Source organism: uncultured Aquitalea sp. (assembly GCF_945957525.1).
GTDB lineage: Bacteria > Pseudomonadota > Gammaproteobacteria > Burkholderiales > Chromobacteriaceae > Aquitalea.
Genome location: NZ_CAMFLA010000008.1, coordinates 42707 through 56794, shown reverse-complemented (window position 1 = coordinate 56794; position 14088 = coordinate 42707). Strand labels below are relative to the sequence as shown.

16 protein-coding genes are annotated in these 14088 nt (G+C 63.5%); 5 read left to right on the top strand and 11 right to left on the bottom strand.

The genetic code is table 11. From position 1 onward, the window contains the following. The first annotated feature begins 11 nt into the window (after window positions 1-11). The 3 genes from Q0P52_RS09400 to Q0P52_RS09390 all read left to right on the top strand — a co-directional run bounded on the left by Q0P52_RS09400 (window position 12) and on the right by Q0P52_RS09390 (window position 1534). Window positions 12-575 carry a redoxin family protein gene (locus Q0P52_RS09400; protein WP_293761112.1) on the top strand — a complete coding sequence of 188 codons (564 nt, stop codon included), beginning with the start codon at window positions 12-14 and terminating at the stop codon, window positions 573-575. Between the two features lie 208 nt (window positions 576-783). Further along, on the top strand, window positions 784-1014 hold the full coding sequence (locus tag Q0P52_RS09395) for a hypothetical protein (RefSeq protein WP_293761110.1): 231 nt from the start codon (window positions 784-786) through the stop codon (window positions 1012-1014). A 289-nt stretch (window positions 1015-1303) separates the two neighbouring features. After that, window positions 1304-1534 (top strand): hypothetical protein, encoded by a 231-nt coding sequence (locus Q0P52_RS09390; protein WP_293761107.1) that lies wholly within the window; start codon window positions 1304-1306, stop codon window positions 1532-1534. Between the two features lie 80 nt (window positions 1535-1614). Here the strand turns inward: Q0P52_RS09390 and Q0P52_RS09385 are convergent, their stop codons facing one another. From Q0P52_RS09385 to Q0P52_RS09350, 8 genes are all read right to left on the bottom strand, one after another. Then, window positions 1615-2619: an NAD(P)H-dependent glycerol-3-phosphate dehydrogenase gene (locus Q0P52_RS09385; protein WP_293761105.1), complete on the bottom strand. Its 1005-nt coding sequence runs from the start codon at window positions 2617-2619 to the stop codon at window positions 1615-1617. A gap of 3 nt (window positions 2620-2622) precedes the next feature. After that, a complete protein-coding gene (locus Q0P52_RS09380; protein WP_293761103.1) occupies window positions 2623-3069 on the bottom strand; it encodes an SH3 domain-containing protein in 447 nt (148 codons plus the stop codon). Then, window positions 3069-3521, bottom strand: coding sequence for a protein-export chaperone SecB (gene secB, locus Q0P52_RS09375; RefSeq protein ID WP_293761101.1), 453 nt, complete (start codon window positions 3519-3521; stop codon window positions 3069-3071). The genes Q0P52_RS09380 and secB overlap by 1 nt, the downstream gene beginning before the upstream one ends. Before the next feature lie 182 nt (window positions 3522-3703). Further along, window positions 3704-3961 carry a glutaredoxin 3 gene (gene grxC, locus Q0P52_RS09370; RefSeq protein ID WP_293761099.1) on the bottom strand — a complete coding sequence of 86 codons (258 nt, stop codon included), beginning with the start codon at window positions 3959-3961 and terminating at the stop codon, window positions 3704-3706. A gap of 70 nt (window positions 3962-4031) precedes the next feature. Further along, window positions 4032-5405, bottom strand: a complete 1374-nt coding sequence (gene dacB / locus Q0P52_RS09365) for a D-alanyl-D-alanine carboxypeptidase/D-alanyl-D-alanine-endopeptidase (RefSeq protein WP_293761097.1) — start codon at window positions 5403-5405, stop codon at window positions 4032-4034. Next, the gene (locus Q0P52_RS09360) at window positions 5406-7586 is read right to left on the bottom strand and encodes a primosomal protein N' (protein WP_293761094.1); all 2181 of its coding nucleotides are present in this window, start codon (window positions 7584-7586) and stop codon (window positions 5406-5408) included. A 575-nt stretch (window positions 7587-8161) separates the two neighbouring features. Further along, window positions 8162-9223, bottom strand: coding sequence for a uroporphyrinogen decarboxylase (gene hemE / locus Q0P52_RS09355; protein WP_293761091.1), 1062 nt, complete (start codon window positions 9221-9223; stop codon window positions 8162-8164). Continuing rightward, window positions 9168-10175, bottom strand: coding sequence for a fatty acid desaturase (locus Q0P52_RS09350; RefSeq protein ID WP_293761088.1), 1008 nt, complete (start codon window positions 10173-10175; stop codon window positions 9168-9170). The genes hemE and Q0P52_RS09350 overlap by 56 nt, the downstream gene beginning before the upstream one ends. Window positions 10176-10294: 119 nt before the next feature. On the opposite strand from Q0P52_RS09350, the gene Q0P52_RS09345 reads away from it, so the two are divergent. Then, window positions 10295-10963, top strand: coding sequence for an adenine nucleotide alpha hydrolase (locus Q0P52_RS09345; protein ID WP_293761085.1), 669 nt, complete (start codon window positions 10295-10297; stop codon window positions 10961-10963). Here the strand turns inward: Q0P52_RS09345 and Q0P52_RS09340 are convergent, their stop codons facing one another. Both Q0P52_RS09340 and Q0P52_RS09335 read right to left on the bottom strand, forming a co-directional pair. Further along, window positions 10964-11485, bottom strand: a complete 522-nt coding sequence (locus Q0P52_RS09340) for a chromate transporter (protein ID WP_293761083.1) — start codon at window positions 11483-11485, stop codon at window positions 10964-10966. It lies immediately after the preceding gene. Next, window positions 11479-12039: a chromate transporter gene (locus tag Q0P52_RS09335; protein ID WP_293761080.1), complete on the bottom strand. Its 561-nt coding sequence runs from the start codon at window positions 12037-12039 to the stop codon at window positions 11479-11481. Before Q0P52_RS09335 ends, Q0P52_RS09340 begins: the two co-directional genes overlap by 7 nt. Window positions 12040-12115: 76 nt before the next feature. On the opposite strand from Q0P52_RS09335, the gene gcvA reads away from it, so the two are divergent. Continuing rightward, on the top strand, window positions 12116-13018 hold the full coding sequence (gcvA, locus tag Q0P52_RS09330; RefSeq protein ID WP_293761077.1) for a transcriptional regulator GcvA: 903 nt from the start codon (window positions 12116-12118) through the stop codon (window positions 13016-13018). Between the two features lie 79 nt (window positions 13019-13097). On the opposite strand, the gene Q0P52_RS09325 is transcribed toward gcvA, so the two are convergent. Next, the gene (locus Q0P52_RS09325) at window positions 13098-13955 is read right to left on the bottom strand and encodes a hypothetical protein (protein WP_293761074.1); all 858 of its coding nucleotides are present in this window, start codon (window positions 13953-13955) and stop codon (window positions 13098-13100) included. Between the last annotated feature and the right edge of the window lie 133 nt (window positions 13956-14088).

Here is a 14088-nt window from a genome sequence, read left to right as displayed (position 1 = left end):
GGAGGAAGCCCATGAGTGAGTTCATGCTGCGATACGGCGATGAAGCCATCCCGGTGGTTGGCGATTTTCCCGAGACTGGCGACTGTCTGCCCAGCTTCATGCTGGTGGACGAAAGCAAGCAGGACATAGCGCTAGAGCGCTTTGCCGGCGAGCCCAAGGTGATTGTGACCCTGCTGTCGCTGGATGAGGAAGAACACGGCGGCATGGACCTTCTGCGCAAGATCCGTCGCGATCTCGCCGCCTGGCCCATGCTGCGGCTGATCGTCATCAGCGTTGACTCCCCCTCTTCGCTGCAACGCGCCCGGCGCGAGCATGGTCTGCCCGGCGTGGTGTTGTTGTCCACCCTGCGCGGCCGGGACTTTCACAAGCAGTACGGCGTGCTGGCCATGGGCCATCCGCTGAGCGGCTATACGGCGCCTGCCATCCTGATTGCAGATGCCAACGACCGCGTTTATTACGCGGAAAGGCTGGTCAGTACAACCGGCCACTTCGACATGGACGCCATCACCGCCTTGCTGCTGCGAGAAAGCGAAGCACCTGCCTCTTCCGGTACGGAAGAAGACAAACCAAGCTGACCAGCCCGCCGCCAACAATTACCCCTGCACGCCTCGCCCTTGCCCAGCCCGCCCTCAGCATGCCTGCCGGCGGGTTTTACGCTTAAAATAATTTACCAAAAAGAAACAGTTTATAATTTTTTGCGATATTTATCTCAAATTATCACGCAAATATACTGGCATCACACTTAAGCGCTGCCAGACAGCGCGCTAACCAAGGATGCCCGTCATGAAAACCGTTGCTATCGCTCTTTCCGCTCTTGCTTTTTCCACCGCCGCCTTCGCTGAAGGCGTGCAACCGTCCACGCCCACCCCGGCAACCGTCGCCGCCTGGAACGCCGATCAGGCCGCCATCCGCGACAGCTACGCCAAACTGCCCGCTGCCGACCAGCAGGCCCTCCAAGCCACCAATGCCTATTGGGCTGCGCAAAGCCAGCGCGAAAACCAGCGCAATCACTAAGCGCACTATTCGCTACGAACAAAACCGCCTCCCAATGGGAGGCGGTTTTGTTTTGTCTTGGTACAAATGGACTCGGCACAGGCTGAGCAAACGATGCCGTCAATGACATGCGAGTCAACTGCCAGTAAAGCGGGTCGACTCTGGCAGGTCAAGAAAGTTTCCCCATTATTGAGTAATTATAGTAAACAATAAGTTGATTAATTCCATATTTATCATGCCAATTCATACCAATATACTGGCTTCACATTTTCAGCGCTGACTGACAGCGCGCTACTCAAGGATGCTAATCATGAAAACCGTTGCTATCGCCCTCTCCGCTCTTGTCCTGTCCTCTGCTGCTTTTGCCCAAGGCGTTCAGCCGTCCACGCCGGCGCCGGCCACCGTCGCCGCCTGGAATGCTGACCAGGCCGCCATCCGCGACAGCTACGCCAAGCTGCCGGCCGCAGAGCAGCAAGCCTTGCAAGCCACCAATGCCTACTGGGCCGAAAAGAGCTTCAAAGAAAACCTGAGCCGCCACTGAGCCTGGTTGCCGCGCCAACGTGCGGAAATGCAAAAAGCCTCCCGTCGGGAGGCTTTTGTTTTGCCGGGCCTTGTCGCCGCTCAGGCCAGCGCGCCGCCGCCTTCCGCTTTGGGTGAGCGGCTGAGTAACCCTTCCACCGCGCGATGCGGGTCTGTGCCCTGATACAGCAAACCGCATACGGCAGCCGTGATCGGCATGTCCACTTCCAGCCGCTCAGCCATGGTCAGCACCTCGCGAGCGGTCGGCACGCCTTCGGCGACGTGTCCCAGCTCGGCCAGAATGACCTCCAGCGATTTGCCTTCGGCCAACTTCAGGCCCACTTGCCGGTTGCGCGACAGCGCGCCGGTACACGTAAGGATGAGATCCCCCATGCCGGACAGACCCATCATAGTGTGCTGACTGGCGCCCAGCGCGCTGGCCAGACGCGTGATTTCCGCAAGGCCGCGAGTAATGAGCGCCGCGCGGGCATTCATGCCGAAACCCAGGCCATCGGCCACGCCGGTAGCAATGGCCATGACGTTTTTCACCGCGCCGCCCACTTCCACGCCCACCAGATCATCATTGGCGTACAGGCGCAGCAGGGAGCTATGCAGCTCGCGCACAATGCGGCGCGCGAAGGCGTCGTCGTCGGAAGCAATGGTGACCGCCGCGGGCAAGCCCTCCGCCACCTCTCGGGCAAAACTGGGGCCGGACAAGACGCCGCAGGGGTGATCGGGCGGCAGCTCTTCCGCCACGACTTGGTGCGGCAGCAGACTTGAGCCGGCTTCGAAACCCTTGCAAGCCCAGAGTACCGGGGGAAGACGGGATGTCAGCGCCGTCAGCGCGCGCAAGGTGGGCCGAAGGCCGACGATGGGCGTGACGATGAGAATGAGTTCCGCGCCCTGAATGGCGCGCGGCAGTTCCGCCGTCAGCGTCAGGCTGTCGGGAAAGGGGCAGCCGTCCAGATAGCGCTGGTTGATGCGACTGGCGGCCATGTCGGCCACGTGAGCCGGGTCGCGCCCCCAGAGAATGACATCATGATGGCGGGCGAAGGCCATGGCCAGGGCCGTGCCCCAGGCGCCGCTGCCGAGAATGGCCAGCTTCATGGCTTACAGCCCCCAAAGATCGGTAATGCGGGCATAGCCTGCGGTACCGTCGCGGTGCTTGACCTTGGCCCAGCCTTCCTTCGGCGCTTCCACCAGTTGCAGCACGCCATCGCGGGCCATGCTGAACAAGGGTTTGCCGTCGGCCGAAGCACTGTCGCGCACTTGCGTCTGTTCCGCCGTGACCAGCACCCAGCGCTGCGAAGACAAGGCCGCAGCGGGAATCCAGCTGATGCCGCCGGTGGCGTCGCGCACGCGCGACCACTCCTTCTGGCTGGACAGCACTTCCACCGGGTAATAGCGGCTGACCGCGAACAACTTCTTCGCGGTCAGGCTGGGCGCCTCGTACAGCGCCACGCCGGTTTCCTTGACCGAACGGAACTCCAGGGCATGGGCGGACATGGCCGCCATGCCGCCCAACAGGGCCAGCAGGGTGACGAGGCGTCTTGTCATCAGGCGTTACCGGCTTCGGCCTGTTGCGCGCGTTGCTGCATGTACAGGGCTTCGAAGTTGATCGGGGACAGCAGCACCGGCGGGAAGCCAGCGCGATTGATCAGGTTGGACACGGTTTCGCGAGCGTAGGGGAACAGGATGTTCGGGCAAGCCACGCCGAGGATGGGCTCCACGTCTTCAGCCGGTACGTTGGCGATGCGGAAGATGCCGGCTTCGGTCACTTCGCACAGGAACATGGTTTTTTCCGGCAGCTTGGCGGTAACGGTAACGGTCAGGGCCACTTCGTAGAAGCCTTCGTCGATTTGCTTGCCTTCGCTAGCCAGCTGCATGTCGATTTCCGGCTGGGCGTTTTCCAGAAACACTTGCGGGGCGCCCGGCACTTCCAGCGACAGGTCTTTGACGTAGATCTTCTCGATGGAGAATACCGGTTGCAGCTCTTGTTGTTCGCTCATGTCTATGTCTCTTGCGGGGCCGCGGGGCGCGGCCGGTTGATGTAAAAATCCAGCCTCGCATCATCGCATGAAATACGAGCGCGCAGCCAGTTGCCGTCGCATCGTTCATGACGACGATCAGGCGGCGCGCCAGTATGGCGACGGCGGGTTGCGCGCTGATGAAATCGGCCCGGCGCGGCGACTCAATCCGCCAGCAGCACGTCCAGTTTGCCGGCCTGGTTCAACGCCACCAGATCGTCGCAACCGCCCACATGGGTGTCGCCGATGTAGATTTGCGGCACAGTGCGGCGGCCGGTGTCGCGCATCATGCGATCGCGGGCTTCCGGGTCGAGGTCGATGCGGATTTCTTCAATGCCGCTCACGCCCTTGCTGGCCAGAAGTTGCTTGGCGCGAATGCAATAGGGGCAGACGGCGGTGGTGTACATGGTGACGGGTTTCATGATGCTTCCTGCTTTTCAATCGAATAGTCCGGCGAACCGGCCAGAGATTTCATTATACGATATGTATCGGCTATTGCGCACTTGAATCAAATTGACGAATTGCATCGCCAACCACAGCATCCAGCGCCGCGCCCATCTCCAGGGCGCGCGGACTGTTGACGATGGCCACCAGCGCAAGCCGCCGACCATCCGCCGCCTGCCAGTAGCCCGCCAGCGCCTTGACGTTCTTGAGCGTGCCGGTTTTCATGCGGATGCGCGGCCCCCAGACGGCGAAGCGCTTTTTCAGCGTGCCATCTTCGCTGGCGATGGGCAGGCTGGCGATCAGCTCGCCGCCATACGGACCACGCGCCGCGTCGCGCAACACTTCGCCAAGCATGCGCGCGGTCACCCGCTCGCGGCGGGACAGCCCACTACCATTTTCCAGCACCAGCGCCGAGGCATCGATCTGGCGTGAAGCCAGCAATTGCCGTACTGCTTTGCCGGCATCCGCTACCGGGTTGTCGCCGCCGGCTTCATGGCCGATGGTGAGGAACAGGGTGCGGGCCATGGTGTTGTTGCTGTATTTGTTCATGTCGGCCAGCGCCGCCGTCATCGGCTCGGATTGATGGCTGGCCAGTTCACGTGCGCCGGCTGGCGCGGTTCCCACGCCAAAACCCTGAGGACCGGCGCCGCCCTGCTCTTGCCACCAGGCGCTGAAGGACTGATTGGCGAAGCTGTTGTGATCCAGCACATTCAGGTAGGCGCGCGCACCGTCGCAAGCGCGCGGCAGCACGCCGCTGATACTGACCTTGTCGCCCTCTTGCCGGATGCTGGCCCACTGGCGCACATCCTTGCAGCTTTCATTGCCGCTCGGCCTGAGCGCGCTGTTGACGCTGATGCCCGGCAAGGGCGGATCCAGTACCACGCGCGCACCGTTCTCATCATTGAAGAAACGCAACCAGGCCACCTTGAGCCCGGTAAGGTGACTGTCCGGTCCCACGGTAAAGGTTTTGCCTTCGTCTTCCTCAAAGCCGTCGGCGTTGGACAGTTGGCCGAAGACGCTCTTGTCCAGCATCAGCCGGCCCTCGATGCGGCGCACCCCGCGCAGACGCAGATCGCGCAGCAACTGAGAGAGGTCCGCTTCGCTGAAGCGCGGATCGCCCGCGCCTATCCAGTAGAGGTCGCCTTTGAGCGCGCCGTCCACCACGGGCGCGTCGCTCACCAGCCGCGTGGTCCAGCGATAGGTTGGCCGAAGGATTTCCAGCGCCGCCCAGCTGGTGACCAGTTTCATGGTGGAGGCCGGATTCACCGGCGCATCCGCCCTATGGGCCAGCAACTCGCCCTTGTTTTCCACCGGCGCCGCCCACAGGGCGATTTCATCCGGGCGCAAGCCATGCAGATCCAGCGCCGCGGCCTGACCGGCCAGGACGCACAGACTCAAGCACATCCAGACTGACTTCTTCACTCAACACTCCTGCGGGTCGACATCAAGCGACCAGCGCAAACCGCGCGACTGACGACGGGCCTCAGCCTCCGCCAGCGGCAACAATTGATCTATGAAAGCGTGCAGCGCCTGCCGGCTGGAGGACTCCAGCACCAGTTGGGCCCGCTCGCGATTGGCCAGCCGCACCATCAGCGCCGGCGCGGGGCCGGACACCAGTACGCCTTCGGCTAGGCTCTCCGCCGCCGCGCGCACCGCGGTGAGAAAACGGCTTGCGTCCTGCAGCGCCGGGGCATCGGCCCGCAACATGGCCTGATAGGCGGCGGGCGGGAAGCCCAGTTGACGGCGCTCGCTCAGCAAATGCCGGGCGAAACCGTCAAAATCGTGGCGAATCAAGGCCTGGTATAGCGGATGATCCGGCCATTGCGTCTGCACCAGTACTTCGCCCGGCGCATCCGCGCGCCCGGCACGGCCGGCCACTTGCATCAACTGGGCAAACAGCCGTTCGGCGGCGCGAAAATCAGCCGAGTACAGTCCGCCGTCCGCGCCCAGCACCGTTACCAGCGAGAGGTTGCCGAAGTCGTGGCCTTTGGCCAGCATCTGCGTCCCCACCAGGATATCGACTTCCCCGGCGTTGACGCTGCGGTATATCTCATCCCACGCCTGCTTGCGTTGCGTGGTGTCCCGGTCGATGCGCAGAATGCGCGCTTGGGGAAAACGCTGAGCCAGCGCGGTCTCCAGCCTTTGCGTGCCCTCGCCCAGCGGTTTGATGTCCGGCGCGCCGCACTCAGGACAAGCCGGCGGCACCGTTTCTTCCCAGCCGCAATGGTGGCAGCGCAGTTGTCGCTCACGCAGATGCAACACCAGCCGCGTGGAACAGCGCGGGCAACCGCTGGTCCAGCCGCAATCGGTGCAGGCCAGCACCGGAGCAAAGCCGCGACGGTTGATGAACACCAGGCTCATTTCCCGTTTTGCCAGCCGCGCCTCCAGCGCCGACATCACCTGGGGCGACAAGCCGTCCTGCAGGCGCAAGCGACGGGTGTCGATCAGCCCCACGCGCGGCAAGCTGGCCGCCCCGTGTGCGCGTTTGTCCAGCACCAGCCGGCGATAGCGCCCCGCCTCCACATTGGCCATGGTCTCGAGGCTGGGTGTGGCGGAGCCCAGCAGCACCGGTACGCCGGCTTCGCGCGCGCGCCATACCGCCAGATCGCGGGCATGGTAACGCAGGCCATCCTGTTGCTTGAAGGAACCGTCATGCTCCTCGTCCACCACGATCAAACCCAAGCGCGGCATGGGCGTAAACACCGACAGACGGGTACCGATCACTACATCCGCCCTGCCCTGCCAGGCATCCACCCAGCCGCGCAAGCGCTCGCCATCGGCGAGATTGCTATGCTGCACGGCAATGCGACTGGCGGGAAAACGCAGCAGAAAGCGGTTGATCAGTTGCGGCGTCAGATTGATTTCCGGCACCAACACCAGCACCTGCCGGCCTGCCGCCAGCAGCCGGGCTATCCATTGCAGGTAGACCTCGGTTTTGCCGCTGCCGGTCACCCCGTGCAGCAACCAGGCCGAGTAGCCTGCCGGCGCAGCGTAAAGCTGCTCTAGCGCCGCCGCTTGCTGCCCGGTCAAGGGCGGCGTATTGCCCACCACCAGCGGCGTGGGCTCGGGCTCAACCCGTTCCACCCGGCCGGCGTCCAGTTCTTCGGCCAACCACTTGCCGGCCTGCGCGTATAACTCACGTGCAGCCGCCAGACTGACGGGACCGTCCTGCATGGCCTGCCACAAGGCCAGGCGGCCGCGGCTGCGCGCCGGTGGTGCTTCTGCCAGCCCCGCATCGGTCAGGCCGAAGAGACGTTCATCAACCCGGCGGATGTCTTTGGGATCGCGCAAGGCGGTGGGCAGCGCCGTGAACAGGGTCTGCCCTTCCGGGTAGTGGTAGTAAGCGGAAGCAAAGGAAACCAGCCGCAAAAAATCCGCGGGCAACGGCGGCAGCCCCTCCAGCGGGCGGATGATGGACTTGAGTCGACTCTCGTCTACACCCTCGGGGGGTATGCCAGTGACAACCACGCCACACAACTGACGTTTGCCGAAGGGAACGACCACGCGCTGCCCGGCCATGACATCAAAATGAGACAGGTAGGTGAATGCGCCAAACAGGGGCACATCGACAAGCACCTGGTGGCGGACGGCGGGCTGGTTCAACGGTTCCTCGCTGGCGAAGGCAGGTCTGACAAGGCTTTGCGGCACCTATGCACAGAAGCTGTGGATATCTTTGTGGACAACAGCTGGCGATGCAATAAAAAAGCCATGAACAGGCTGTTTCCATTGGATTGCACAAAAATTAATCAAATTTAAATATCTATATTTTTCATATAGTTAGCATCAGCGCACCGATTTTGCCCATCCGGCTTGACAAACGCGCCGCTTGCCGGTTCCACGTGTGCATAACTTTGAGAACACCAGCCGGCTCTCCTGTCAACCACCCCGTCACCCGGCCATGACAAAAGACAAAACATCGGGGAAAACCCACACCCGGATTGGAAGAATACCCCCAATGCCGCGTCACCGGCCAAGCCTGGTTCTGGCTTTAAAATCACGGCGTCATTATGGATGAACGACTGAAAAGACCGGTTTGAGACGCGATGCAGACTGAGGCTCCGGACGGTAAGCGGCGAACGCCGCCCCGAATCCGCCTATTTAACTACCTGAGCGCGAGGCTGCCAAGCATGGGTCGCAAGACGGAAACAACTGGCCCGCCTTGCGGCGGGCCGGGCAACTTACAGATGGTAGGGACGGGACAGCTTGTGCACCGCTTCAACCAGCGCGGCGGCGTGGGAAGGGTCCACATGCTGGGAAATGCCGTGGCCCAAGTTGAACACATGACCGCTGCCCTTGCCATAGGCAGCGAGGATGCGGCCGGCTTCGCGCTCGATGGCGGCCGGTTCGGCAAACAGGGCGTTGGGGTCGAAATTGCCTTGCAGCGCCACTTTGTCGCCCACCCGGGCACGGGCCAGGCCGATGTCGGTGGTCCAGTCCAGCCCGACGCAATCCGCGCCGATGGCGGCGATGTCCTCCAGCCACTGACCGCCGTTCTTGGTAAAGACGATTACCGGCACGCGACGACCGTCAGCTTCGCGCTTCAGGCCGGTGATGATGCGCTGCATGTAAGCCAGCGAGAACTCCTTATAGGCCGCGTGACTGAGCGCGCCGCCCCAGGTATCGAAAATCTGCACCGCTTGCGCGCCGGCGTCGATCTGGGCGTTCAGGTAGGCGGTGACGGTATCCGCCGTGACGGACAGGATGTGATGCAGCAGTTCCGGGCGGCTGTAGAGCATGGCCTTGATGTGGCGGAAATCATCGGAGCCGCCGCCTTCAATCATGTAACACGCCAGGGTGAACGGGCTGCCGGAGAAGCCGATCAGCGGTACGCGGCCATCCAGCGCCTTGCGAATGCTGGCAACGGCGTCGAACACGTACTGCAGGCGGCCAAGATCCGGCACGGCCAGCGCGCGAATGGCGGCTTCGTCGCGCAGCGGACGCTCGAACTTGGGGCCTTCGCCTTCGGCGAAATACAGACCCAGCCCCATGGCGTCCGGCACGGTGAGGATGTCGGAAAACAGGATGGCGGCGTCCAGCGGGAAGCGGTCCAGCGGCTGCAATGTCACTTCGGTGGCGAAGTCAGGGCTGGTGCACAGCCCCATGAAGCTGCCGGCGCGAGCGCGGCTGGCGCGGTATTCCGGCAGGTAGCGGCCCGCCTGGCGCATCATCCAGATCGGGGTGTATTCAACCGGCTCCTTCAGGAGCGCGCGCAGGAAGGTGTCGTTCTTGAGCTGGGTCATGGTGGCGCGTCGTAATGAAATCAGCCGGCATTATACCTGTCGGCCCTGCCTTGCGCAGGGGTATTACCGGGAGCGACGGCGCGGGATGCGCGCGCCACTGTCGCCGCCACACGGCCTGCCAGTAGCGGCCATCCCAGCAGCTGGCCCCGCGCGCGAATGCCTCGGGCAACGATTGCCAGCCAAGATCGGGCCGCCGATGGTGCATGCCGCGCAAATGCGCGTTGAGCAGTGCTGGCCCCAAGCAGCGCGGCAGGGAGAGATTGGCCGCCAGCGACGGATCGCCCAGCCCTTGGCCGGCGAAGCACGGCTGATCGCCCAGAGACACCAGCAAGGCCCGCGCCGCCACGGCCAGCGCCAGCATCCAAAAGGCATCACCGTACAGCCAGGCGGCCAGTCCGTACAGCGCCGCGCCGGCGCCGGCGTCCCAGCGCAGACGTCTGGCGCGCCGGCCATGGCGCAGGGCCAAACGCAAACCTTTCGGCAAACCTCGCCGCCGCAGCCAGCACGCCGGCAAAAGACAGGCGAGCCCGGCCAGTACCGCCATCGCATAAGCTCCGCCCAGCAGTCGCAGCCACAAAGCCAGCCGGCAACGCCAGCGTTGCCACGGCCCCGGTTCATACACATCCACCTTGCCGCAGCGGCTGCGGCCGGCAACGTGATGCCAGCGGTGCGCCAGTCGCCACAAGTCGAAGGGCACCAAGAAGCACACCCCCATCACGCGCCCGCTCAGATCGTTGCGGCCACGCTGCGGCAGCAGCAGCCCATGCGCCGCCTCATGCAGCAATTGCCAGCGCAAGGGCGCAAACAAGGCAATGGCGATCAAGGGCAAGGCGCAGCGCGGATCGAACCAGCCCACCGCCAGCGGCACCGCCACCAGCTCGGCAAAGGCGAGCCGCAGCGACAAGGCGGTCAGCAGCAGATTGAGGCGCGCGCTCTGGCGGGAAAGGGTCACTCGTCGGCTCCGGAAACGGGCGTGGCCTGCAGACGGCGGGCCAAGCCGAGTGTGCCCGCAGACGATGAAACTGGCGTGACAGACTGGAGCAGGCGCGACGAGGCGGGTAAGCTCGTCCCATGAAAAAACGCACTCTGCTTTCCTGGAGCAGCGGCAAGGACAGCGCCTGGGCGCTGCACATCTTGCGTCAGGACCCGGAGGTCGAGCTTGTCGGCCTGTTCACCACCATCAACCAGGCCTTCGACCGCGTGGCCATGCACGGCGTGCGCGCCGAGTTGCTGCGCGCCCAGGCCGAAGCCGCCGGCCTCCCTCTGGACATCATCGCCCTGCCCTGGCCTTGCGACCACGCCGACTACGCCAGGTTGATGGCGGACTACGTGGGCGACTGCAAAACGCGTGGCATCAGCCACATGGCCTTTGGCGATCTGTATCTGGACAGCGTGCGTGCTTATCGCGAAGAGAATCTGGCCGGCAGCGGCATCGCGCCGCTGTTTCCACTATGGGGTCAGTCCACCCGCGAGTTACCCCACACCATGCTGGCGGCTGGCCTGAAAGCGCGCATCACCTGCCTGGACGGGCGCAAACTGCCGGCAGCCCTTGCCGGCAGCCGCTACGATGCGCAACTGCTGGCCGCCTTGCCGGCGGACTGCGACCCTTGCGCGGAAAACGGCGAATTCCACACCTTTGCCTGGGACGGGCCGATGTTCCGCCACCCCGTGGCGCATCGGGTGGGCGACACCGTCGAGCGCGACGGCTATCTGTTTACCGACCTGCTGCCCGCCTGCTGATCACACCCATCCCGCCACGCCGGCCAGCGCGCCGGCCGCCAGCAACCACAAAGGATGAATGCTGGTGCGCCAGGCCAGCGCGGTAACCAGCGCGCACAACAGCCATCCCGTCGGGCGGCCTTCATTGGCCGCGCCGCTCATCAGCCAGGCGCTGCCCGCCACCAGCCCGATGGTAAGCGGGGCCAGCGCGCGCTCGATGGCCCGCCGCCAGTGCGAATCATGCAAGCGCAACCAGAGACGGGCCACGTGATAAGACAACACCGATGATGGCCCGCACATGCCCACCGTGGCCGCCATCGCGCCGGCCAGGCCGGCCACCTTCCAACCGATCAGGCTCACTACCAGCACATTGGGGCCGGGCGCGGCCTGTGCGATGGCGAACAGCGAAGCGAATTCGGCGCTGCTCATCCAGCCATGGCTTTCCACCACAAAGTGATGCATTTCGGCAATCAAAGTGACCGCCCCGCCCACCGCCATCAGGGAAAACAGCGAAAACATCCCCAGCAACAGCAAGATCACCATGCTCCCTCTCCTTTCAGCCGCCCTCGCGCCAGCCACAGCGACACCGGCGCCAGCAGCAGCAGCACCGGCAGCATCGGCCAGCGCAACACGCCCACGGCCACGAACATCATCAGCGCCAGGGTCAGGCACTGCCAGTGGCGCTCCATTTTCCAGGCCAGCCGCAGGCACATGGCGGCCAGCAAGCCGGCAGCGGCGGAAGCGAGACCGTGCAAAGCGCCTTGCACATACGGCAACTGGCGGTAGTGCTCATACATCGCGGCCAGGGCCAGGACGATCACCATTGGCGCCAGCATGAGGCCCGCCACCGCCAGCAGCGCGCCGGCCACGCCGTGGAACCGCGAGCCGATGGCTACCGACATATTGAGGATGTTCGGGCCGGGCAGAATCTGCCCCAGGCCCAGCAGTTCGCTGAACTGGGCGTCGTCCAGCCAGCGGCGATCCTGTACCAGCTTGCGGTGCGCCAGGGGCAGCACGCCGCCAAAGCCGCTCAGGCCGATGGCAAAGAAGCCAGCAAACAGTTCTTTGCGCGTTGGGGTAACAAGCGATTTTTCCATAGATCAAGACTACGCTGCGTTTCAGCAGGCCACAAACGAGTAATAATGACTTTCTTTGTGAGCTAAACTCACCAGCATGAACCGCAAGATTCCCCCGCTGAACGCCCTGAAAGCCTTTGAAGCCGCCGCGCGGCTGGGCAGCTTCACCGCCGCCGCCGCCGCGCTGTTTGTGACCCACGGCGCCATCAGCCGGCAGATCCAGCAACTGGAGGCCTGGCTGGAGCTGCCGCTGTTTGAACGCCATGGCAGGCGGGTGCGGCTGACGCCGGCCGGACAAAGCTATCTGCCCGCCATCCAGTCCGCGCTGGACAATATTGCCGAAGCCACGGAAAAACTCAGCGCGCGCAGCCAGTCGCGCCGGCTCAATATCAACGTCACCCCCACGCTGGCCATGCACTGGCTGCTGCCCAGGCTGACCCGCTTTCAGCTGCGCTACCCGGGCGTGGAGCTGCGGCTGGCCACCTCGGACGCCAGCATCAACAATCAGAATGCCGATTTCGACATCGCCATCCGGCGCGGCAAGGATCACTGGCATGGGTTTGTCTCGCGGGCCTTTCTCACCGAACGGGAAATCCCGGTATGCAGCCCTGCCTTGCTGGCCAGACTGCCGCTGGAAAAACCGGAAGACCTCCGCCGCCATACCCTGCTGCATTCGGAAACCCGCCCCGTGGCCTGGGAGCGCTGGCTGGCGGCCGCCGGCGTACCGGCGCTGCAATCCGCGGCCGATCAGCATTTTGATCATTACTACCTAGCCTTGCAGGCGGCCGTGGACGGGCTGGGCGTCACGCTTGGGCCCTTGCCGGTGATCGAAAACGAGTTGGCTTCAGGCAAGCTGATAGCCCCCTTTACCGGCCCTGTCGTACCGGTAAAGGGCTATTCCTGGGCTGTGCCGCAAAGGCTGGCGGGTGATGAATTGGCGATGGCGTTTTGCGACTGGCTGGAAGAAGAAGGCGCTCAGCGCACCGGGACGGATTGGTGAGTATGCCGGCCCGACATGGTTGGTGGAGATATCGGCACGCCTGCTACGGCCCTCCCCCCCAGCAACAGCAGATTGAGTATCAGGGCTGAAACCACAGCCGCTTGTCCTCGAGCGGCGTGGCTTCGGGCAACAGCGGATCATCCAGCTCAATCACCACCCGCTTGGCCAACTTGAGCTCGCGAATGGCTTCACCGTTAAAGCGCATGAACAGTTGATTGAAACTGCCGTCCGCCACCGCAGCCTTGAGCCCACTGTCCAGCATGCTGGCCAGTTCCGGACGATGCCGACTGACAAAAAAGTAAAAGGCCGCCGGATAATGAATGGCGATGTGGTCGTCTATAATCAGCCCCTTGGCGGCCGCCGAGCGGACCTCCTGCCGCACTTCGATGACGCTGCGCGGGAAATAATCGTAACGACCATGACGCAGCATGGGGATCAGATTGCCGTAATCATTGGTCGTCAGCACCGGCAAGCCAGCGTTGCGCAGAATGCCGGTATCAGGCCAGTCTTCAGCCTGTCCCGCGTGAAAAGCGGCCAAGTCCGTCCGGGTTTTCACTTTGGCCAGCAATTGGGAATGGGCGTCGGTCACCAGTGCTACCCGCCAGCCGATCAAGCCTTTATACAGCGGCACGCGCACCGGCAGGGCAAGCTCCTCGCGGCGACGGCTGGTCATACCCCAAAACAAGTCCAGACCGCTGTCTTTCTTTTGCATCTGCGTCAGCGCCCGCGACTGGTTCATGTCCAGGGCCGGGCGGGATGCACAACGGGTTTTGGCCTTGTCGCAGGCCAATTGAAGCAGCGCTTGCATATAGGGCAGATGCGGGTCGTCAACGCCCGAGACTTGCGCATAGGTAAAGTTCATGACGCCGTCCGCCCGAGTCGCAGGCAGGACGAAAAGCAGACCGGAAACGGCCAGAATCAGGCAAACGACGCGCATGATGTCTCCCAGAGACGAGGTCCGAGCGCGGCAGGCGGCCGCTTCCCGCTTGGCCGACAGCCTTCGCAGAATCAGCGACTGCCAAGCGCCGATAAGCGGAAAGCATACTGCTTTCGGCCAACCTTGTAATGCC